17 protein-coding genes are annotated in these 21832 nt (G+C 63.2%); 6 read left to right on the top strand and 11 right to left on the bottom strand.

Going from position 1 to position 21832, the window contains the following annotated elements; genetic code table 11:
- Nucleotides 1-5: 5 nt before the first annotated feature.
- Genes AC5RT3_RS12970 through AC5RT3_RS12955 form a run of 4 tightly spaced genes read right to left on the bottom strand, consistent with a single transcriptional unit; the run spans nucleotide 6 to nucleotide 4142 of the window.
- Complete coding sequence (locus AC5RT3_RS12970) at nucleotides 6-1076, bottom strand: amidohydrolase family protein (protein ID WP_494011308.1); 1071 nt, start codon at nucleotides 1074-1076, stop codon at nucleotides 6-8.
- Between the two features lie 34 nt (nucleotides 1077-1110).
- Nucleotides 1111-2157: a cyclase family protein gene (locus tag AC5RT3_RS12965; RefSeq protein WP_494052693.1), complete on the bottom strand. Its 1047-nt coding sequence runs from the start codon at nucleotides 2155-2157 to the stop codon at nucleotides 1111-1113.
- The gene (locus AC5RT3_RS12960) at nucleotides 2154-3116 is read right to left on the bottom strand and encodes a fumarylacetoacetate hydrolase family protein (protein ID WP_494052694.1); all 963 of its coding nucleotides are present in this window, start codon (nucleotides 3114-3116) and stop codon (nucleotides 2154-2156) included. Before AC5RT3_RS12960 ends, AC5RT3_RS12965 begins: the two co-directional genes overlap by 4 nt.
- A gap of 6 nt (nucleotides 3117-3122) precedes the next feature.
- Nucleotides 3123-4142, bottom strand: coding sequence for a VOC family protein (locus AC5RT3_RS12955; RefSeq protein ID WP_494124357.1), 1020 nt, complete (start codon nucleotides 4140-4142; stop codon nucleotides 3123-3125).
- A 456-nt stretch (nucleotides 4143-4598) separates the two neighbouring features.
- Here AC5RT3_RS12955 and AC5RT3_RS12950 point away from each other — a divergent pair, with 456 nt between their 5' ends.
- A complete protein-coding gene (locus AC5RT3_RS12950) occupies nucleotides 4599-4775 on the top strand; it encodes a hypothetical protein (RefSeq protein WP_494124356.1) in 177 nt (58 codons plus the stop codon).
- A gap of 104 nt (nucleotides 4776-4879) precedes the next feature.
- Here the strand turns inward: AC5RT3_RS12950 and AC5RT3_RS12945 are convergent, their stop codons facing one another.
- From AC5RT3_RS12945 to AC5RT3_RS12920, 6 genes are all read right to left on the bottom strand, one after another.
- Entirely contained in the window at nucleotides 4880-5176 is a 297-nt protein-coding gene (locus tag AC5RT3_RS12945; protein WP_494124355.1) for a hypothetical protein, read from the bottom strand.
- Nucleotides 5177-5297: 121 nt separating this feature from the next.
- Nucleotides 5298-5951: a TetR/AcrR family transcriptional regulator gene (locus AC5RT3_RS12940; protein WP_494052698.1), complete on the bottom strand. Its 654-nt coding sequence runs from the start codon at nucleotides 5949-5951 to the stop codon at nucleotides 5298-5300.
- On the bottom strand, nucleotides 5948-8389 hold the full coding sequence (locus AC5RT3_RS12935; protein ID WP_494124354.1) for a beta-glucosidase family protein: 2442 nt from the start codon (nucleotides 8387-8389) through the stop codon (nucleotides 5948-5950). Before AC5RT3_RS12935 ends, AC5RT3_RS12940 begins: the two co-directional genes overlap by 4 nt.
- Before the next feature lie 11 nt (nucleotides 8390-8400).
- On the bottom strand, nucleotides 8401-9537 hold the full coding sequence (locus AC5RT3_RS12930; RefSeq protein ID WP_494011300.1) for an LLM class flavin-dependent oxidoreductase: 1137 nt from the start codon (nucleotides 9535-9537) through the stop codon (nucleotides 8401-8403).
- A gap of 44 nt (nucleotides 9538-9581) precedes the next feature.
- Nucleotides 9582-10556 carry a LysR family transcriptional regulator gene (locus AC5RT3_RS12925; RefSeq protein WP_494011299.1) on the bottom strand — a complete coding sequence of 325 codons (975 nt, stop codon included), beginning with the start codon at nucleotides 10554-10556 and terminating at the stop codon, nucleotides 9582-9584.
- Nucleotides 10557-10671: 115 nt separating this feature from the next.
- Nucleotides 10672-11874 carry a flavin reductase family protein gene (locus AC5RT3_RS12920; protein ID WP_494011298.1) on the bottom strand — a complete coding sequence of 401 codons (1203 nt, stop codon included), beginning with the start codon at nucleotides 11872-11874 and terminating at the stop codon, nucleotides 10672-10674.
- Nucleotides 11875-12140: 266 nt separating this feature from the next.
- Between AC5RT3_RS12920 and AC5RT3_RS12915 the strand changes: the two genes are divergently transcribed.
- On the top strand, nucleotides 12141-13718 hold the full coding sequence (locus AC5RT3_RS12915) for an MFS transporter (RefSeq protein WP_494011297.1): 1578 nt from the start codon (nucleotides 12141-12143) through the stop codon (nucleotides 13716-13718).
- A 92-nt stretch (nucleotides 13719-13810) separates the two neighbouring features.
- On the opposite strand, the gene AC5RT3_RS12910 is transcribed toward AC5RT3_RS12915, so the two are convergent.
- Nucleotides 13811-17164 (bottom strand): glycosyl hydrolase, encoded by a 3354-nt coding sequence (locus AC5RT3_RS12910; RefSeq protein WP_494124353.1) that lies wholly within the window; start codon nucleotides 17162-17164, stop codon nucleotides 13811-13813.
- Nucleotides 17165-17424: 260 nt separating this feature from the next.
- On the opposite strand from AC5RT3_RS12910, the gene AC5RT3_RS12905 reads away from it, so the two are divergent.
- From AC5RT3_RS12905 to AC5RT3_RS12890, 4 genes are all read left to right on the top strand, one after another.
- On the top strand, nucleotides 17425-18741 hold the full coding sequence (locus tag AC5RT3_RS12905) for an ABC transporter substrate-binding protein (RefSeq protein WP_494124352.1): 1317 nt from the start codon (nucleotides 17425-17427) through the stop codon (nucleotides 18739-18741).
- 33 nt (nucleotides 18742-18774) lie between these two features.
- On the top strand, nucleotides 18775-19731 hold the full coding sequence (locus AC5RT3_RS12900; RefSeq protein ID WP_494011294.1) for a carbohydrate ABC transporter permease: 957 nt from the start codon (nucleotides 18775-18777) through the stop codon (nucleotides 19729-19731).
- 7 nt (nucleotides 19732-19738) lie between these two features.
- Nucleotides 19739-20575, top strand: a complete 837-nt coding sequence (locus AC5RT3_RS12895; protein ID WP_494011293.1) for a carbohydrate ABC transporter permease — start codon at nucleotides 19739-19741, stop codon at nucleotides 20573-20575.
- 203 nt (nucleotides 20576-20778) lie between these two features.
- The gene (locus AC5RT3_RS12890) at nucleotides 20779-21615 is read left to right on the top strand and encodes an aldo/keto reductase (protein ID WP_494124351.1); all 837 of its coding nucleotides are present in this window, start codon (nucleotides 20779-20781) and stop codon (nucleotides 21613-21615) included.
- Nucleotides 21616-21832: the final 217 nt, after the last annotated feature.

Here is a 21832-nt window from a genome sequence, read left to right as displayed (position 1 = left end):
CTTCCTTAGGCTGGGCGGGCGGCGGGGACTGAAGCGGGCGTGATGCCAAGGGCGGCAGCGTTGCCGGCCAGCACCCGGGCCTCGTCCTCTGCGGGAAGGCGTGCCTCGACAACCTCGTCCACGGGCAGGTCGGATCCCATGTCGAAGGGGTAATCGGAGCCGAGCAGCACCTGCTCCGGCCCGGCGGCGGTCACGAGCGCCCGAAGCTCAGCGGGGCTGTGGACCAGCGAGTCGAAGTACAGCTTTTTCAGGTAGGAGGACGGCGGCTGCGCGCAGCCGTGCGCCTCCGTCCGGACCTTCCAGGCGCGGTCGGAACGGCCCAGGGTGGTGGGAAGGTAGCCACCGCCGTGCGCGGCCAGGACCTTCAGGTCCGGGTGCCGGTCCAGTACCCCGCTGAAAATCAGGTGTGACAGTGCCACGGCGTTTTCCGCAGGCTGGGAGACGGTGTTGGCGAGATAGAAACGGTCCAGCCGCTCATCCAGGGAGCATCCGAACGGGTGCAGGAACACCAGGGCACCCAGCTCCTCGGCCCGGCTCCAGAACGGTTCCAGCCGGGGGTCGGACAGCTCAACAGTGCTGCGTTCCGCGTCGGCTGGAGTGGCGGCGAACGACCCGATTTCCACCCCGAGCAGGCCGCACTCGAGCACCGTGTGCTCCAGGGCCTCCACCATCAAGGCGGGGTGCTGGAGCGGGACCAGGCCCAGGCCGTGGAGCCGCTCCGGGGCGCGGTCAACGAATTCCCGCACGGCCTGGTTTGCGGACTTCGCTACCTGCAGTGCCAGTTCTTCGCCTGCGAAGTAGTAGAAGTGCGACGGCGACGGCGAGATCAGCTGCACGTCCACACCTTGGGCGTCCATGTCCGCGAGCCGGCGGTCCAGGTCGGTCAGCTGCGGCCAGCGCTCCTTGATCATCCGGCCCGAAGCTGCCATCGATTCGGGTCCGTTGCGCCGCACTTCCAGGGCCTGCTGGGCGCCGAAGCCCTCGGGATCAGCCTCCGCCACCAGCTGTTGAAGGGCCGGAAGCAGGATATGGGCGTGGACGTCCACCGTGGGGAATTCTGCGGGGCGGGTGCTCATGCGGGTTCCTTAACTGCTGGCATCGTTGACTCCACTACCGAAGTGCTATCGGGTTGACGGGTGATCCGACTGCCCCGGTGATGGGGAGCGGGGCTGCGATGAGCAGGAAGTCGTACCTGCCGTCCGCTGCGCAGGCTTGTGCCAGTCCGTCCGGGTCCCACATTTCGCCCAGGAACAGTCCGAGGTTGGGGATGGCGATCTGGTGGAGGGGCTGGAAGGCGGCGTCGAACTCGTTGGGCCGGACTTCGAAGCCCCACGTATCGGTGGCTATCCCGGCTATTTCCGTGCGGTGCAGCCAGGGCCCGGTGGTGAAGGACAGCCCGGGGGCTGAGCCGCCGGCGTAGTCGCCCCAGCCGTCGCGGCGGACCCTGGTGTGCTGCCCGGTGCGGATCACCACGATGTCGCCCCGGCCCACCTTCGAGCTGGGCCCCTGCAGGTCAATGGTCCGCTGGAGGTGTTCGGGGGTGATGGCGAAACCGTCGGGCAGTTCGCCGTCGTTCCGTCCAAGGTCCGGGCCGAGCGCACGGCCGACGTCGAGCAGGACGCCGCGGGTGACAATCTTGGCCGCTGCGGTTTCGATGCCGGTTACCAGGTCGCCTTCGGAGGTGACCACGTCCCCGGCGGCGCGGCCGTTCCAGGCTTTGCCCTGGTCGAAGATGTGGCCCAGGCCGTCCCACTGCGTGGAGCACTGCAGCGGCATGGCGATGACGTCGTCCGCGCCGCCGAAGCCGTGCGGGAAGCCTTGGTTGCCACGTTCGGCGTCCACTCCGGTGTCGGTCATGGTGTGGACGGGGTTGGTGCGGCGGCGCCAACCCTTCTGGGGTCCGTTGGTGTCGAACGGCTGGGACAGCGAGAACGCCTCGCCGGTTGTGACCAGGGCTGCGGCTTCGATGCGCTTGGCGGCGTCGATGAAGTTCAGGGTGCCGAGGACGTCGTCCTGGCCCCAGCGGCCCCAGTTGTTGTGCGCTGCGGCCATGGCACGGATGCTACCGAGTGGGTCTTCACGCCGGATAACCGGGGAATCAGTGGCTGATTCCCCGGTGCCGGTGGTGCTGGCAGGAGCCGTGTCCTGGGTGGTCACGGCTTGCTGCCTTCAATTGTCACTTCGTCCTTACAGTGGATCAGCTGGGTGCCCAGCCCGGTGATGGTGCCTTCCATCACGTCCCCGTTCCGGAGGAGCCGGCCCCAGTGCTGGCCGTTGCCGGCGGGGCTGCCGGTGAGAACCAGGTCGCCGGGGCGCAGCGGCATGATCTGGGACGCTTCGCTGACGAGCTTGGCGACGCCGAAGATCATGTCCTGCGTGGACTCGTCCTGCATGGCCTTGCCGTTGAGCTTCAAGGTCACCTGGACGTCCTGTGGGTTGCCGAAGAACTTGGCGGGCACCAGCAGCGGGCCGGTGGGCAGGAAGCCGGGGGCGTTCTTGGCGCGGTACCAGTCCGAGCCGATGGCGGGCATGTCCTTGCGGAAGACGTATTCACGGGTGGTGATGTCATTGACCATGGTGTAACCGAACACGTAGTCCAGGGCTTCCTCAGGGGTGACCCGGAATGCCGTCCTGCCAATGACTGCCGCCAGCTCCAGTTCCCAGTCGTGGGACTTGCTATAGGACGGGAGGGTGAGGTTGTCCGTGGCGGATGCGATCGCCGTCGGGAGCCCGATGAAAAAGTACGGCGTGCCCTGGCCTGCCCGCTTGTCCATCATGGCGGCTGTTCTGGCGCGCACTTCCTCCTCGTCCTCGCCGGGTTCGCGGTGGGCTGCGGCGAGGTCGATGACGTGCTTGCGGTAGTTCGCACCGGTCTGCAGGACCTGGGCCGGTTCCACGGGGGCAAGGACCTCGATGTCGGCCAGCGCCAGGCCGCTGTCGTCGCGGGCGGAGGCGGCGAGGCTGTCCAGCTGGGCTTCGGTGGTTTCCCAGTGCTCGATCAGGGAGTTGATGTCCCCGTCCAGCGGCAGGACCCGGCCACCGACGAGCAGGCCCGCGCGGGCCTTGCCGTCACCGGCTTCCTGGAACCGGATCAGCGCATAAGTTGCTTCGGTCATGGCGTCTTAGCCCCGGCCCTGCTTGGCGTAGGGGTTCAGGAGGGCTTCCTTCATTTCGGGGGAAGCACCTTCTTCGGTGGCCGTGAAGCCCTCGGCCGGCGGGAAGGATTCGGTCATGGAGAGCGGCATGGCGCCGTTCTTGTAGAAGTTGTTGGAACCGAGGGACGGCTTCCAGGTGTTGGCGTCCCAGTCCGGGACGTAGTTGCGGTAGCCGCCGGAGTTGAGCTCCACGCGAAGACCTGAGGGGTCGCGGAAGTAGAGGAAGTTCTGTTCGCCCACGCCATGGATGGAGGGGCCGTATTCCATTGGGGTGCCGTTTTCCATCATGACATCGGCGGTGCGGAGCAGGTCTTCGGTGGCGTCCACCCAGAAGGCGATGTGGTTGACGCGGCCGGCCCGGCTGGAAGTGTCCAGGACCACGCCGAGGTCGTGGGACTTTTCGTTGGTGGTCAGCACGGAGAACACCGTGATAGGTGCCTCGTCCAGGTCGACGAAGGCCATGACGCGGAAGCCGAGGGCCTCGTTGTACCACTTGGCGAAGCCGCGGACATCCGAGCAGGCCACGGTGACGTGGTCCAGGAAGCGCGGTGCGGCGGCGTGGCTGCTGCGGCGCTCCGGCCGGTCCGGGTAGGTGGATGCGAATTCGGGTTCAGCGACGAACTTTTCCACGTCGTAGAAGAGGCGCATGGGGTGGCCGTAGGGGCCGGTGAATTCGTAGGCCTTGCCGTAGCCGTGGCCGCCGGGGGTCCAGGTGCCCTGGACGCCGGTCGCTTCGATCCGCTGGGCAGCCGCTTCAAGGGCTGCCTGGGAGTTGGTGCGCCAGGCCATCCGGCCCAGGGACGCCTCGGGTCCTTCGGTGATGGCCAGGCTGTAGCGGTAGTAGTCGCCCCAGCAGCGCAGGTAGACGTTGCCGTCCACGCGGTCGATGATGCGCATGCCGAACTTTTCCTCGTAGAACCGTGCCGACGCTTCGACGTCCGGGGTAGTGATCTCGAGGTGGGCAAGATGCGAGAGGGGAGTTTCCACGTTGAAGTCCTTCAGAGTTGTTGGCTGCTATCGGTTTGGTGCAGGTCCTGTAACCACTGTGAAGGAGCTCATGTATCGGGGGAAGCGCAGTTTCGCTATGCCCACCATTCACGTTGCAAATAGTGAAACCACAACCAGGTCTCCCCGCGCGCAGCGCTGATTTCTTCAAGGCGGTACCGGCCATAGCGAGTGAAGATGCCGGGCATTGAGGATTCCTATTTCCGCTCATCATCGGCCGCTAGCTAGTTTGATTGCACGCTTCGAGCCGTGACCTGATGGAGGCCGATGAGATCCGCATGCATGGTTGCGTCGCGCACTCGTATCAGGCCAACTCCGCACACCAGAGAAGCTGGAAGGAAAGCCTTGCATCCCCTTACAAACATCTACCTCCCTGCGGAGGCACGACGTGAACATGAGGACGTCAGGGACGGTCCCCGGTTTCCCGGCATGTTAGAGGTGACAGACGCTGAAGGAGCTGACCTGCCCGGCGCCCTTGGGAACGCCATCGCCGTTGTCTCCCGGGCCGCTGACGAGCACCGCACTGGAATCCTGATCTCGCGTATTGGCATGGACCGTTACATCGTGCGCGCACATCCTGCAGTCCCTTACGGGATGATCAGGCAGTCCCTTTGAAGTGTTGGTGTTCCCGATCCCTAGGAGCCTTGGACCGGGTTGGACCAACGCAGAGGCCTCGGTGCAAAGTGCGCACCGAGGCCTCTTTCTGTTCTTCAGCTGGTTCAGAAGGTCTCGACGTGGGCTCTGACGTGGCTTCCGTCGTCGCTCAGCCAGCCTTTTCCGGCGGCGTAAACCAGCATGTTGGCGAAGCGGTAGTTCCAGCCCATCCCGATCCGGCCGGCACATTCGCTCTTGATCCAGTCCACAGAGACCATTACATCCGGGTCGTCCAGCTTGCCGGCCGCCGTGGACTCAAGCAGGTTAGGCAGGCTGTCCTTGGCTTCCTCCGACAGCAACACTTTGAAGGTGGTGCAATCATCCGGTTCATCCAGCGCAACGGATCCTGGGCTGACTCGCACGTGCACGGGAACTCCTTTTACATCAACAATGTCGGTCGTTTCCACTATGCCGAGAGCGCGCTGCACCCGGAAGCCGAACTTTTGGATAGCCGGTATCGTCCGAAGTTATGCCCGCAGGAAATTACGGGGGGACGGAATCTCGCTGTCCTGCCAAAAGGTAGGACGCCACCATGCCGGCGAGCTTTTCCGCGATTTCCCGCCATTCGAGGTTCCCGCTGCCTTCGACGGTGCTCCCGAGGCCCAGCCGGCGGGCCACGACGCTGTAGACGACGTTGAAGCTCCAGTCGATGTCCGCTTCGTGAAGGAAGCCTTCCGGCCACTTGTGCAGGACTTCTGAGAAGTTTTTTGCGAGGGCAGCATGCGAAGCTGCGCCGCGCTTGGAAATCGTTTGGTCCTGGGTTGCCCGCAACATAAACGGTCGAAGGATGTCCGCGTATCGTCGAAGTACTTCGATCGTCCGGTCTACGGCTTCCTGCGCAACGGATTCCAGTCCCGCATCTGGACGGGCCGGCAGGGCTTCGAAAAGATGGTTGGAGACGGCGTCAATGTCATCCATTTTTCGGCCGTGGGCGACCCGGATGAGTTCATCCTTGCCTTGGAACCGCGCGTAGATGGAACCGATTGACACGCCGGAACGAGCGCTGACATCGGCCAGCGTGAAGTCGTCGTTGCCCCGCTGCTGAAGCAGCGCCAGGGCCGCTTCAATCGTTTTTTCAAACGACTGGCGGCTCCTGGCTTGCTTAGGTTCGCGGGACTTCGTGTCCGGAAGCGTCACAACGTGATCCTACAGAGGATTCCTTCACCTGCGGCGTTTCGTGCCACCCGGAGCTCCCATTCGCCAGATGGAATCAGCCAACGGGATTTCGTCTGATCCCAGCGCCGGAAGCCGTGCGGGTCCACCGCGATTCTTGCTTCAGCCCTCTCTCCCGCGGCGACATCGACCGCACTGAATCCCATGAGACGGTAGCCGGTTTCTCCCACCGCCTTTCCATAAACCTGGACAACGTCGCGCCCGGCCGATTCACCTGTATTCCGGAGAGTCACGTGGACCGAAACGCCTCCCACACCGGCCCCCGCATCACCGGCACGCAGTCCTGCTGATGCCGCTACAGCGTCCACCAGTCTGAACCCCGTATAGCCGAGACCGTAGCCGAAGGGATAGCGGGCTGTCCGGCCGGACGCTTCGAAATGCCGGTAGCCCATAGGTTCACTGGCTGCGTAGTCCAGATCAAGGTCGGCGTCCAGCCCGGTTCCCCACCCGGGGATGTCCTCGTTCCTTTCCGGGAAGGATACCGGGAGCCTGCCGGACGGGGCGGTGTGGCCCGTGAGCACCGACGCGAGGCCGTGCCCGAACTCCTGTCCCGGGAACCACGCCATCAGCAACGCCTTGACCCTGTCCGCCCACGGCAGCAAAACAGCACGGGACGCGTTGACCACCACCACGGTTTCCGCATTGACCGCCGCCACCGCTTCAACCAGGCGGTCGCAATCAGGGTCCAAACCCGCCGTCGTACGGTCTGCGCTTTCGCGGGACGAGCCCTGCTCGTCCCCGACCACCACAATGACGGCGTCCGCGCGGGCAGCAAGCTTCACCGCGTCCTTCAGTGGATTGGTGGCCCGTTCAGGGACCGCCACAGCGGTGATGGCCTGGACCCTGCCGGGTTCGAACGCCATCTCCACCACAACCTCCACCTCACCGGCCGGCAGTTCGAGGGTGATTCGTTGTGTCTCGGCCCGGGCGACGACGCCCATAACGTCATCCGGTGCGGGAGGTGGCACCTCCAGCACCTGTTTGCCGTCCACCCAGAGCGAGCTGGTGCCCGTACCCCCGGTTCCCAGAGACCAGTGCGCTGCAGAGTCCAGTTTCAGCCGCGTCGTGATGCGCGCCCGGCCAGGGACGCCGGCACCCAGGCCGGGCACCGGTCCGAACCATACGAACGACGACGTCTTCCGGACCTCGCTGTACAGGACCGCATCTTCCCCGGCAGGTGCAAGGATTTCCAGCAACACCCCCGGCGTTCCGTCCGGCGCGGTACTGCCCAGTTCCGTCAGGGGCAGGGCCGACGACGGTACCGTCCCGGCCTCGTGGAGGACCTCAACGTCCGGCCCCATTGCCTCACGGATGGCGTCCAAGGGAGTGACGAGCTCACCCTCTGGCCGCACCGTGGCGAAGGTTCCGCCCTGAAAGCAGGGTTTGGCGGCGTTCGGCCCCACTACGGCCAGGGTCCGGATCCGGGCTGGGTCCAGAGGCAGGATGTTGTCTCTGTTCTCCAGCAGCACGAATGACTCGGCCGCAGCGGTGCGGAGGAGCTCGCGTTGCTCTTCCGGGCTCCGTAACCGGGCAGGTTCGGGAGCAGTGCCGCCGGTCCGTCGCCCGGTCCGGTCGGCAAGCCGGGTGATGCGTTCGACGGCGTCACGCAGCCGCCCCCCGGGAACGTCGCCTGCGGTCACGGCAGCCGCGAAACGGGAACCGAGGAACCTCGCCGGGCCTGGCATCTCCAGGTCCAGCCCTGCGTTGGCAGTGGCAGCGGTGTCATCGACACCGAACCAGTCCGAAACGACAACGCCGTCGTACTGCCAGTCATTCTTGAGGATGCTGATCAGCCCGGCGTGCTGGGAGCAGTGAGTGCCGTTAACACGGTTGTAGGCCATCATCAGCATCCAGGGGTTCGCAGTGCGTACCGCAGTCTCGAAGGGCCGGAGGTAGGTTTCACGCAGGACTGCAGGTTCAACGCGTGAGTTCATCCGGCGCCGTTCGGTCTCCGTATCATTGGCCACCACGTGCTTGGTACAGGATCCCAGGCCTTGGGACTGGACCCCTTGCACCCAGGCCGAGCCCAGCACACCGGTCAGGAACGGGTCCTCAGAGAACATCTCGAAGGCCCTGCCCGAGAGCGGAGTACGCGGCAGGTTCAGGTTGGGCCCCAGGACGACATTCACCCCGCGTTCGAGGCCCTGCTGGCCGAGCAGCTGGCCGACGTCGGAAACCAGCCCCGGGTTCCACGTGGCACCCAGGGCGGTTCCGGAGGGCATGATGAGGGAGGTGTCGCGTTCATCCATCGTCTTGCTGACGATGCCCAAGGGGCCGTCCAGCAACACTATTTCTTCGACGCCGGCCTCGGGGCTCGCTGTGGTGCTCCAGCCGTTGAGGCCGCCCGTGAGTTCGGAGCCTGTGAGGTCCGGATCCGTCACTGCTGCGTTAGCGCCTGTCACGGGGCCAACTGTCACGGGGCAGCGACCTTTTCGGCGCCGGCGGCGGCTTCCGAGGACTGGAGCAGCGGCTGGACCCGCTCGGAGAAGAGGCGCATGGACTGCTCTGTGAAGCGGCGGCGCTCTTGGGTGAGGGGGCCGCCCATGAAGGCCATCAGGACGTTGCCAATGCCGAGGTCAGCGTACTTTTGAAGTTCGGCGGCGACTGTTTCCGGGCTGCCGTACAGGCACCAGGTGCCCTTGAAACCTTCGGTTCGGGCGTCTGGAGCCGGGCGGAGGTTCACGCCGCTGATGGCCTCGGCGGCTTTGTTGGCTGCGTGCTCGCGTTCCACGGCCTCCTGGTACTGCTCAAGGATGATGTCCATTTCGGCGGCCGCCTGTTCGTCGGTTTCGGCGATATGCACATGCTGGTAGGAATGGGTGGTCCACTCAAGAGCTGCCTTAACGGCCTCCTCTGAGTGGCCGGCGGACTCCAGGGCGTTGCGGTAGTTGGTGAAGTTTTTCTTGACTTCCTCGTAGGCGTTGCCGCTGTCGATAACGGGGGGCGTGAATGCGAGGATGAATGCGGGCTGTGCCTTCTTGGCCGCGCGCTCCACGCTGGACGGCCTTGCGGCAACGGACATGACGCGGGGTTCAGGCTTGGTGTACGGGGCCGGAACGATCCGGGAAACGACGGATCCGCGGTAGTGGCCGTTGTCGAACGTAACGGGGTCATCACCCGGCTTTTTTGCCCAGAGCTTTTCGGCGATCTCAAGGTTTTCGTTGGCGAGCCGGGAGCTGTCCTGGAAGTTGACACCGAAACCGATCATTTCTTCCGGTGTGGTGCCGCTGCCGACCCCCACCAGCAGTTTGCCGTCAGTCAGCTGGTCGAGGAGGGCAAGCCGTTCAGCGAAGCGGACCGGGTGGTGCAGGGCAAGGGTCTGCACGGAGAACCCGAAGTGCATGCGCTCGAGTTTGCCGGCGAGGTAGGCGGAGAAGACGAAGGGGTCGCTGGCCGGGGGAGCGTACCCGGTGAAGTGGTGGTCCGGCAGGAAGACGGCGTCAAAACCCTTTTGCTCGGCGTCGACGGCGTGCTCAATCATTGCCTGCATGACCGGGCGGTCCTCTTCAGGGCCACGGGAACGGGAAGTGAGGAACAGTGAAAAGTGCATGGAAACTCCTGGTGAGTGATGAACGGGTAGTTAAGGCGGGTTGACTAGGCGGCAGGTTGGGCCGCTGCGGCAGAGTCGTCTGGGCTTGGTGCCGTGGAATCGCTGGGCGGTAAGGGTTCGAGTTGGGCGGCAGCTTTGACCACGAGGCGCCTGAACCACTGGTGGCCCGGGTCCCCGGATTTGGCCGGGTGCCACCAGGCGCACTCCACAAGAGTGGGAAGGCTGATAGGCAGTTGCATGATCCGGACGCCGGCCACTGCTGCCAGCAGGCGGGCCAGGCGCTCCTGGACCAGCGCAAGCCGGTCCGTGCCTGCAACGGCAAAAGGAAGCATCAGGAAGGTATCAACGATGACGTCTGTCTTTTCTCCCAGTTGCAGATCGTAGACCCGGCGATCGGCAAGGGTGGAATCGACCTCTGCCCCGAAAAGTCGCGCCCAGCGCGCATCCCTCATTTCCTCAATGGTCAAGCTGCGCTCCGGTGAATCTGCGCCAGTGACGCACACCCAGTTATCCGTAAACAGCTCCGTGTGGGGAAACCCGGAAAAATGCCCCTTGGGGATCAGCATCAGGTCCGCATTCTGCAGGGTCTCCTTGATGCGGTCCACCGCCAATGGCGTGACGGCGTCAAAGTGGATCTGCACACCGGGAGCTTCCTCCTGCAACATCGCCATCAACTTTCCGGATAACGCCGTAAGGCAGTAGTCGGAGGTGATGACCCGGAAACTCCTGGTGGAGGATGCCGGATCAAAGACCGCTTGGGCGTCGAAGGTGCGTTCCACAAGGCGCAGGATCTCGGAGACGTCCTCCTTAAGCACCTGCGCCAGCGGCGTCAGCTCATAGGCGGAGCCCACCCGCGTCAGCAATTCGTCGCCGAACTGCCTGCGCAATCTCTGCAGGGAGGAACTCATCGCCGGTTGACTGATGCCGATCCGCGCGCCTGCCCGGGTGACATTTCGCTCCGCAAGCAGAGCGTCGAGCGATACGAGCAGGTTCAGGTCGGCTGTCAGCAGATTAACCATGTTCTTCTCCACGTTGAGGGCGGTAACCGCCGAACGACGGAACCCGAATTAGAATACTGATACTAATTATGGGTCACGTCACAACTGCGGTCAATGAGCGCGAGCGACCGGCGGGCTACTGGGGAGGCTGGCCTCCAATTACTTCACTAATGGAGCGGGCAGCCTTCAGGAGGCGATCCCGGCACTCAGCGAGCCTCGCAGAGGATTCCGTACCGGAAAAACCGTTCAGGGTCAGGGTCACCGCCACCTGTCCCGTCGAGTCGAAAACCGGGGCATGGAGCGAGGTCACTCCTGACGGGTCATCGATCGAGGCGGGCCCGGTTGATGCAGTGCGTTCCAGCAGCTTGGGGAGGACACCACTCAGGTCCGGGGCGGCGGTATCGCTGGGGACCACAACCATCCGCTCAAACTCCGCCGCGGTGGCCGCTCCGGCGGACACGGCATAGCCGGTCTCACGGACATGCTGCAGTTCAGCGTGGGCGACTTCGGGGTCAACGTGGCCGATGACGTTGCGGGCGTTGGCGATCCAGCGGGATTCCGCGGTGTCACCGGCCCAGGCGACGTGCAGCGGCGCGAGGGGCGCTGCCAGGCTGAAGGACACACCTACCCGTGAGGGTGAGCCGCCAGGGGAGCTGTCCACACCGGCCGCCGTGAGGACTACTACTGAGTCATCAACAACGCCGCTCACCAGGACCTCAAGCTTGAGCTCTTCGGCCAGGGCCTCGATTTGGGGACGCGCGGCGTCCGCGGCTTTGACGTGCCGGGTAAGGGCTGTTGCGGGGGAAACTATCGACGGGATACTGAAGGAGCCATATCCGCCGCGAAGGAAGAGCAGAGGAAGATTCTTTGATTCCCCGACGCCAAGGGCCTTCACACGGCCGATAACGATGTCGTGGTCACCTGCGCGGATGACGTTCTCGATATCGCAGTCGATCCAGGCAGCTGCTCCATCAAGCCTGGGGCTGCCGGAGGGAGTGTCGCCCCAGCTGTTGGCGCTGAAGCGGTCCTCGGCCTTGCGGGAAAACGCCCTGCATACGTCCTGCTGTCCGGCGGTCAGGACGTTGGCGCAGAAGGAGCCGGCCTCCTGAATCTTGGGCCAACTGGTAGAGCGGACATCAGGCATGAAGGCCACGAGGGGCGGGTCAAGGGACACCGAGCTGAAAGTGCCTACCACCATACCCACGGGTTCATCACCGCGTGCTGCTGTGATGAGTGTGACACCAGTAGGGTACTGGCCCAGGACATAGCGGAACCAGGCCGGATTGTCCGGGCTGGTCTCTTGGGAATCAGCCGTGGAAGCAGGAATGGTCTGTGCCATCGGAAGCTCTCCTCTTCGTCGAGTTTCCATCCAGTAAACGCGCCCGTTGGGTGGCTGCGGAAATAGTTCCGAGGTATGCGGGCTATCGACAATTCGGATGCCAGCGTTTGCCCTCAGGGGGCAGTCCCGGGTGATAGGTTCGAGGGGATGCTGGGGCCTCCAAGGGCCCGTCGGTCGGGGTGAAGATTCCCCCGGACGCGCACCTGGCCGGCGTCGAGCCAGTCTCCTGGCTTTCCCAGAACGAGGTTGCGGTGCGCCGTTCAAACTTGTCCCAGACCACCAATCCTGACCCCGCCAAGGCGGATCTTTCCGCCGAGCCGTCCACCCCGCAGGCACCCCAGACGAGTCCGACCGGGAGCGACGGGAAGCCCGTACGTGCAGTGCGGATCGGCCGCATCTATGCAGCCCTGCTGATCATCGTTCTGCTGAGCGCGCTGGACCACACGATCGTGGCCACAGCTTTGCCCACGATTGTTGGGGAGTTGGATGGCTCCCGCCATATGGCTTGGGTGATCACGGCCTACACGCTGGCAATGACCGTCGGGATGCCCGTTTACGGGCGGCTGGGTGACCGATTCGGCAGACCGCCCCTGCTGATGATTGCCCTTGCGGTATTTCTTGGGGCCTCAGTGCTGTGCGGCTTTGCGCACGACATTTACCAGCTCTCGCTGTTCCGTGGCCTTCAGGGGCTTGGCGGCGCGGGCCTTGCCGTGCTGCCGCCGGCGATCATCGCGGACCTGGTCCCGCCGCGGCAGCGTCCAAAATATCTTGGCCCGCTGGGTTCGGTCTTCGGAATTGCGACGGTGGTAAGCCCTTTGGTGGGGGGTGCAATCACCGACACCGTTGGCTGGCGCTGGGTTTTTTGGATCAATATCCCCGTGGGTCTGCTTGCCCTGGCCATGGCCTTTTCCCTGCGCCGGCTGCGGTCCGTCCGCGCCTCACGGGGCGTGGACTGGGCGGGAACCGTCCTCATGCTGATCTTCACGTGTGGGTTGGTTGCAGTAATTTCGCTGGCCACGGAAGCAGACATACCCGTTGAAATGCTTCTGGGCCTGGGCGCTCTGGCGGCCTTGTCCGGTGTTCTCTTCGTGGTGGTTGAGGTCCGCTCGAAGCACGCCCTGATACCGATGCGGATGTTCCGTAGCTGGCCGGTTGTCAACGCAGCGGGCCTGGGACTGGTTATCGGCGCGGGACTTTTCAGTGTTGTGGCCTATCTGCCCAGCTACGTGCAGATGGTCTATTCGACGTCGGCTTCTGTGGCTGGGATGATCCTGCTCCCGCTGGTTCTGGGCTTGATGGCATCCAGCAATCTCAGTGGCTGGATGGTCAGCCGAACCGGCAGGTATAAGATCTTCCCGCTGGCGGGGTCGGCACTGGCCGCTGCCGTGGCCATCTGCCTTCACTTCCTTCAGCCGGAGACGCCATTGCCGGTGGTGGGGATCCTGCTGGCCTTGTTGGGGTTGGCGGTGGGCAGCTTTATGCAGATCACCGTGGTCGCGGCGCAGAATGCGATGCCTCACTCAGTCGTAGGAAGCGTAACGGCGTCGCTCGGTTACCTGCGGGAGCTCGGAGTTACGCTGGGGACGGCCGTTTTCGGTGGCCTCTTTGCCACGATGCTCGCTCGAGGTTCTGCAGGCAACACACTTGGGCTGCCGGCGTCGACCATTACCGACCCTGGCGCCGTGCAGCACCTGTCCGATGAGCTTCAAGCTGGCGTCGCCGTTATTTATTCAGATGCGTTCCTGCCGATTTTCGCCCTTCTGGCGTGCATCTTCGGCGTTGGCGTGCTGCTGTCCATCTTCATGCCGGAGCAGCGGCTCTCAGAGGCTTCGCCCCGCAAGTGACCTGAGGGAGCAGCAGGGGGACGTTTAGACAAGGCTTGTGGCCCTTCCAGATGGAACGGCCACAAGCCTTGGTGCTCTCCGTATTGCGCTACCTAGCCAGCTGCTGTCACCAGCAGCCGAACCGGTCCGCGCAGCCCGGCTGCCAGGGGTTGGGAATCTGCCTCGAAAACCTGGGAACCGGGCCTGGCACTCAGTCCTTCGGCGGCGTCCCCCATGAGCCGGTTCGCCCAGGCGTTGGTCACGGAGACTTCCAGCAGGTTCCTGCCAATCCTGGCAGCCTCGGTAACGTCAATGCGGAACGGGGGAGTCCAGAGAACCCCGACGTCCTGCCCGTTCAGGCGAATGCCTGCCAGGTCGTGAACTTCCCCGAGGTCCAAGACCATGCGCGCATCTGGCCCGCCTAGCTTCAGCTCCACGTTGAAGGTGGCGCTGTACGTCGCAGTGCCGGAGAAGTACGTCACGCACGCACCGTAGTCGCTGGTTTGAGGACCGCTCCATGGGGCCGGTGTGGCCATGACTATCGGCGCGGGGGATTGGCCGTCGCCGTCGAAGGTAACCTTCCACGGTCCTGCCAGCGGTAATTCCGTAGCCATTTCCTGCTGCGGGCTATGCACTAATGGTGCCGGGTCGCCAGTTGGTTGTGAGCGGCTATGGCGCAAAAGGATGAACGCCGACCCGAATGGTTCCAGGTGAAGGTTGACGGCGGTCCGGCCGGCTTCGACACGGATGCCCACTGCGGAGCGCGACACCTGCACCGGGTCCCATACTTCCGCGGAAACTGCCTCGCCCCTGAAGGAAGCAACCACCTTCTCGGGCCGTTCCAGTTGGTTGCTGAGGAAGTACAGATCGGCGCCGTTGAGGCGGCGGTGAATAGCTGGCAGCTTCGCATCTTCGGAGGCCATGACGGTCCAGTCCGGGTCCAGGCCCATCCTTGCGAAGGCGGTTGCTACGCCGTCAGATACTGCAACGCCTGCGAGATCCAGGAGCCCCGCGCGTTGAGTCCAGAGGGCTTCGACGGCGGCCGCCCAGGCGGCGGGGTCATCGCTGCGGCTGGGTGAGCTGTCCGGACGCCACCCGGCGACACTGGCCCCGGCCTCAAGGAGTTCCGTGATGCGGTGCACGGCCGCAAGCGTCATGCGCCGGCTGGATCCTCCGAGGTATAGCAGTCGGTAGCGGGTTCCGCCCGTGGTGAGCAGGCCGCCGTCGGCTGTCACGGTGAGGTGGTTGAGCAGGCCATCAAGATTGATGAAATCGAAGCCGTATCCGTCGGGAACCTCTGGGGCGGAGTCGCCGAATACCCCGGTGACAGGGGCCTCTTCGCCGTAAAAGTAGGCTACATCAGCACCGTGCGTTCCCTGCTGCAGCAGGTGACTGCACCGTGCCAAATAATCAAGCCAGGGCTTGGCGGCGTGCGCCCAGGTTTCGTTCCTAGAGAAGGATTGGCCGAGGTACGGTGACAGAGTGATGCCAGGTTTGGGAACGGCATCCGGCTGGTGCGGTGACGTGTGAATGTTGATGAGGTTGACGCCCAGCACGAACTCCATATCCACGATCGGCTTCAGTTTCCTTGGCGTAAAGGTGAAGGGCTTCCCAAAGGAGCTCATGGATTCTGCGCCGGTCGCCGCCTTGCCGTAAACATGGGCAACCGAGGCGGCACCGCGAAGATCAGCCACATAGGTCGGCTGAGGTCCGGCTTCGGGCTCGTAACACCACATGGCACCCATGGGAACGTCGGCATGCGATCGCATCTCTAGGTCATCGCCAAGCTGCGGCCGGTGGTCTTCCAGCGCCTCCGCATAGTAAGCCATACCCCGGCCCCGGGCAATGCCAGCAATGGTCCCGTAGTGGTTCTCGGCAAGGAGTTCGGCAATAGTCTTCCGGAGGTCCCAAAGGAACGCGTCGCTCTGTTGAGGATCGCCCACGACGATGCCGGCGACTGCAGGAAGCCAAGGCAAAAGGTCATAACCCCGGCGTTCCCGAAACTCCCTCCGCATGGCGCTGGTCCAGTTCTGCGGTCCGGACTCGATGCTGTCGCTGAGCAGGGCGGATACCCCTTTGGAGCCCAAGAGTTCACTGCCGAGTGCCTCCTCGAAGAAGCCGAGGTAGTGCTCGAAGTATTCGGTGACCAGTGCGGCGTCGAGCTTGTCAACCTCCAGTCCTGTGGCATCGACCGGTGCCGGGGCGTTGAGGTGGCCAGTCAGTGAGTATCCGAATCGAAGGACTGTCCATTCGCCCTCGTTGGGCGTCCAGTCCAGCGTTCCGTCCGTGCCCAGGTAGGAAGTGATTTCCACAACGTCCTGCGGCTGTACGGAATCTGATGTGGAGCTGGTACCGCAGTCGAGTGCGTAAAAATCAGGGACAGGGGCGTAGCCTGCCTTTTCCTCTGCCCGGGCAATGCGGGCTCCGGAGAAGAGCTGGAACGCGGAAACCTTGATCGTCGACGCGGCTTTGGCCGCGGGAAAAGCGGGGGGTTTAACGCCGGGCGCCACCGGGATCGTGCCCGTAGCTCCGGGCTCAAGGACCAGTCGGAAGTGCGTCGCGGTGACGGCGGGGAAGCTCGCGGAACGAACCGGCGAGGGGGACGCCGGAAGGTTGGCGACGGTCCTGAACGTGGCGCCGTCGTCACTGGCCTCCAGTCGTGCCCGGGGAGCGGGCGGCACACCGAAGCCGCGCTGTGCCGGCAACCCGACGCGCACTGACGCCACGGAGATAGGCTCGTTGAACTCGGCCACGAGCCAGCCGCCGTGTTCGTGCTCGGTCGGCTCAACCGCGAGTTCGAGGGCGGGCCAAAAATGGCCGTCAGCGAGCGATTCAAGGGAACGAACGCCTGCCACGGACCCGCTCGGGTTGATGCCTGTCGGGACAAGGGGAACATGGCCGTCCCGTCGCGGAAACGCGAGCACCGCAACGTCTTCGTAGTGGTCGGGGACGCCGACTGGATCCTTTCGGACTGCCGAGAATGGAACGTCCTGGTAAGGTCCTGACGACGATGGCGGGGCCTTCAATTTGATCCGTTCCACTTGGCCTGCCCTCACCTGAGTGGAGCTCCAGACGAGTTTCTTCATCCCGGCGGCCGGACGCACCCATGGTCCCCCGGTGGCGCTCCAGCCCGCCGACGTGGCGACGGCCAGTTCCAAACCCAAGTTGTCCGCCGTGGCAGCCGCGCACTTTATGGCGGACTGCCAGGCGGGAGAACCGAACGCCACCCGATCCTGTGTGTACTGGGGCGTGCCCATCGATCCGGTGAAGGCCTGCACGCCGCCCGCGCCCGATGTTGCCAGCCACTCAAGGTCTTTCACGATGCCGGCCTGGTCGACGTTGCCATCCATCCAATGCCACCATGCCCGGGGCCGGGCGGACATCGGCGGGTTTACGAAGCCGGTAAACAGCGGGTTTATTTCGGAAGGTTCTTCGGGGGAGTGGATGGGCACGACATCATTTGGCACGGGATCGTCCTTCAAGCAGGGAGACGGCACATACCGCCAAAACTAAATTCACCTTAGAACGTAAGACGGAACCCCGGGGGGAAAAGAGGCATGCGGAGAGAAGATGGTGAGCATAGACGATAACTATTTCCATGGCCGCTATCGCCTGACCTACCTTGAATGACAGGAGCCAGCTTGTGACCCAGGGAACAACTACCCCCTCACGGCTCGAACCCACTGATCGCCATGCGACAGGACAACGACGTCATGAAAGGCACACCATGAAGAAAGCAGCAAGCCAAGGCCGGAGGTTCCTCTCCGCCACGGTGCTCGCGTCCGTAACAGCACTGGCGTTGAGCGCCTGCGGCGGCGGTGATACGGCAAGCGAGCCAATTGTCGAGGAAACCGGGCCGGTTGAAATTTCGTTGGCAACTCCCGCTTACGCCGGCGGCGGGGCGGGCAACCCCTACCTGGCACTGATCGATGCCTTTAAGGCGGAGAACCCCAACGTTACGGTCAAGCTCGTGGAGTCCCCGGCCGACCAGCACGGTCAGACCCTGCGCACCCAGCTCCAGGCCGGCAACGCCGCGGACCTCTTTTACGTGACCGCCGGCCGCGGCAACAACCAGTCCTTCGCCTCGCTAGCTGAAGCTGGCTACCTTCACGATCTGACTGACCAGGAATGGGCTGCGGATGCCATCCCGGAATCCGCAAAGAACCTCTACTACGATGACGACAAGCTCTTCGCCGTCCCGGCAGACCTTGCACCGCTTACCCAACTGCAGAACACCAAGGTCCTGACGGAACTCGGCCTGGAGCAGGCAACCACACTGGACGAAGTCCTGGAACAATGCAAGACGGCTCGTGCAGCCGGAAAGTCCCTATTCGCCGTCGCCGGCACCTCCGCAGCTAACATGGGCCTGCACGCCATGCAGCTGGCAGCGGGCATCGTTTACGCCCAGGACCCCCAGTGGGACGCCAAACGTGAGAAGAAGGAAACCACATTCGCCGACTCCGACTGGACGAAAGTGCTCGAGCAGATTGTCGAGTTCAAGGACGCGGGCTGCTACCAGGACGGAGCGGCAGGCGCTGGCTTTGACCAGTTGTTCCCGTCTGTCGCCCAGGGCAAGGTAGTCGCGGCGTTCGCGCCGGCCGGGGCGGTGGCTGCGCTCCGCGGTCAGGTCAAGGACGGTTCGTTCGACGTCGCAGTGATCCCCGGTGAAAAGCCCGAGGACAGCCGTCTGATCGCCAGCCCCGGCAACGCCCTGGCTGTCAACGCCGCCGGAAAGCACAAGGGGACCACATTGAAGTTCCTCGAATTCCTGGCACAGCCAGCGAACCAGGATGCCCTTGCCAAAGCCAACGGCAACGTGTCCATCACGGCCGCAGTCTCGGGCACTGTCCCGTCCCAGTACCCCACGCTTGAACCGTTCTTCGCAGAGCCTGACAAGAAAATCGTCACCCAGCCCAACTACCTGTGGCCGAACAGCGGAGTGTACGACTCCCTGGGCACGGGCATCCAGGGCCTCCTGACCGGACAGGCCACACCTGACCAGGTCCTGAAGACGATGGACGAGCAGTACGACCGCGGCGCCTAGCCAACGGCGACGCAACCTGATTGGAAAACACCCATGACCGCACAACTCGAGCAGAAAACGGAGGGCGCCCGGGCTACCGGGCGCCAGCCCCGCTCCACCAAGTCCAACGGCAGCAAAGACCTCCGCACCGAGCGCCGCTTCGCTGCCTGGTGGTGGTTCACACCCGCGCTCCTGGCCCTTCTGCTCATCCACTACGCGCCGAGCGCCATCGGCGCCTTCTTCGCCTTCACAAACTGGAAAGGCATCGGAAAGTGGCAGTTCGTCGGCTGGGATAACTTCGCTGCCATAGCCGAGGGTGGCCCCACCACTACGGCGCTCACCAACACCTTCATCATCGGCATCTCGTTCGTGATACTGACCAACGTGCTGGGTCTGCTGTTGGCGCTCGGCCTCAATCGGACCGTGAAGTCCCGCAACGTTATCCGCACCCTGATCTTCGCGCCCGTAGTCCTTAGCTCCCTGGCAACGTCCTACATCTGGAAGTTCATCTTTGAGCAGGACGGACCACTCAACGAGTTCCTGGCCTGGGTTGGCCTGGAGTCGATGCAACGGACGTGGCTGGGCGATCCGGCGACAGTCCTTCCGGCAATCATCATCGTGATGGTGTGGCAGAACGTCGGACTGGTCATGGTCATGTACCTGGCCGGACTCGCCACTGTTTCCCCGGAACTCGAAGAAGCTGCCGCGCTGGACGGTGCAACGCTGTGGCAGCGGTTCAACTATGTGATCCTTCCCGCCATCATGCCGTCTGTGGTCATCGCCATGACACTCATGCTCATCAACGGTCTACGGGTCTTCGACCAGATTCAGGCACTGACGGGCGGCGGCCCCTACGGGGCTTCGGAAACCCTCGCCGTCACTATCTACAAGGAGACGTTCGTTATGGGCCGCTTCGGCTTCGGCGCCGCGTTGGCCTTGGTCATGTCCGTAATCATCATCATCCTTACCGTGGCCCAGCGCCTCCTCCTCCGCACGAACTCCAAAGGTTAGTCAGCTCATGTTCCGTTATACGAAGAAGACCCTCCTCCGCGAGGCACTGCTGATCCTGGTTGCCCTAGTTTTCCTGTTGCCGTTCTACTTTCTGCTTAACCTCGCCTTCAAGAACGGCAACGATGCCCTCACCACATCGGCAATGCAGCTCGTCACTAACCCGACGTTGGATGCCTTCGGCCAAGCCGTCCGCGGGGGACGGCAGGCCACACTGATGGACGGCATGCTGAACAGCATTATCATCACCGCCGGCAGTGTTTTGGTCCTTGTCTTTATCGGCTCCATCTCGGCATACACCCTGAGCCGCCGGACCGGAAAGCTGAGCAAGGTGGCTATGGGCTTGATTCTGGTGACCATGGTCCTTCCGGCACAGGCGGCAATCATTCCCATATACGTAGGGATGCGCAGCGTGGGCCTCGTGGGCACGCACACCGGCACCATAATCATGTACGCGGGAGCGTTGCTTCCCATTTCGATCTTCCTGTACATGGGCTTTACCAACGGGATCGTCAAGGACTACGAGGAAGCAGCCCAGATCGACGGAGCCTCGCGCTTCACCGTGTTCCGGAAAATCATCTTTCCGCTCCTTTCTCCGGCCACAGGCACTGTGGCAATCTTCACCGGCCTCATCGTGTGGAACGACTTCTTCACCGGCCTGATCTTCCTCAACGGCTCAGACGCCGTCACGCTGCCCGTCGTGATCTACAACTTCGTCGGTGAAAGCGTGTCCCAGTGGAACGTGATCTTCGCGGCCATCATCATCTCGATGATCCCGATTCTGGCGTTCTTCCTCGTCGCCCAGAAGCAGTTCATCCAAGGCTTCACCGGCGGCGTCAAGAGCTAACAGGCCATGAACTGGGCGATGGAGATAGCCCCATGGTCCGATCGTCGTAGACAGCGTCGGTTACTGGGTCCGCCAAAATTTAGGGCCCCTTTCTGAAAGGCTTTATACGCTCGCTAGATACCCTTCAAACCCCACTGAGAGACCGCACAGGTGCCATGTAGTCCTGGCTACGATATCGATTTAAGTGAACTTAGGAGCAATACGTGGATTCGACTAAGATCGCCGACCGGTGGGTCTTCCCGGTCGCGCTCGGCACAGCGAAGTTCGCTTTCAGCGGTATAGAGCGGTCAGAGGCCGTGAGGGCTTTGGTAGACGCTGTGAACGGCGGGGTGACGCTTGTGGACACCGCGCTGGCTTACACGCGGCCCGGCGTTGAGTCTTATGCAGAGCAAGTCGTCCGTGATGTGATCGCCAAAGTGGGCCGAGATAGCCTGACCATCGCAACAAAAGGCGGCCATTGGCGTAGGGGAAATGAATTTCCGATTGATGGAAGCCCCGAAGCCTTGCGTCGGCATTGCCAGATCAGCTTGCGGACACTAGGTGTTGAGCGGATTGATTTGTACCAGCTCCATCACCCCGACCCTGGGCTGCCTATCGAAGACAGCGTAGCCGCGCTGGAAGAACTGCGCTCGGAAGGACTAGTCGCAGCGATCGGACTCTCCAATGTGAGCGCAGAGCAGCTCGAACGCGCGCGACTAGTGACGACAATCGATACTGTCCAGAATCGCCTCTCAGTGACGTCGCCCGAAGATCTTCCTCTAGCCACCGCATGTGCACGAGCGGGAATCCCATACCTTGCCTATCAACCTCTGAACGGGGGTAGCATCCCAATACCGGCTGTGCTTCGAGTCGCCCGGCGACACAAGGTATCGCCCCATCAAGTAATGCTCGCATGGGTCATCGCACAAGGCCCCGGAGTTATACCCATCGTTGGGGCGACCACGACGCAGAGCATCGAAGATTGCCTGCAAACCGTCAATCTTCACCTCGACACTGCGGACCTTGCTGACCTCGTTGATCTCACTGGCGCCAAGTCCTGAAGGGCTGGCGGGACGCTTTTACGTCGCCACCACCGTTTCTCCGCCTAGCGGACAAACGGTAGCTGCCTCCCGCCCATGCCGAACACTCGGCCATAACGCAGACCCAACTCGACGGACAGCCCCTAGGGAGGCACCCCCGCCCATTTTCAAACTCCGATAATGGATATTCTGTAAAGCTAGTGAGTCGACAGGATAGGCGTGTGCATCCGGGGAAGGG

Source organism: Arthrobacter sp. Y3221159 (assembly GCF_059089885.1).
Note: the sequence above shows the minus strand (reverse complement) of the source record. Positions and strands in the feature narration are given on the sequence as shown.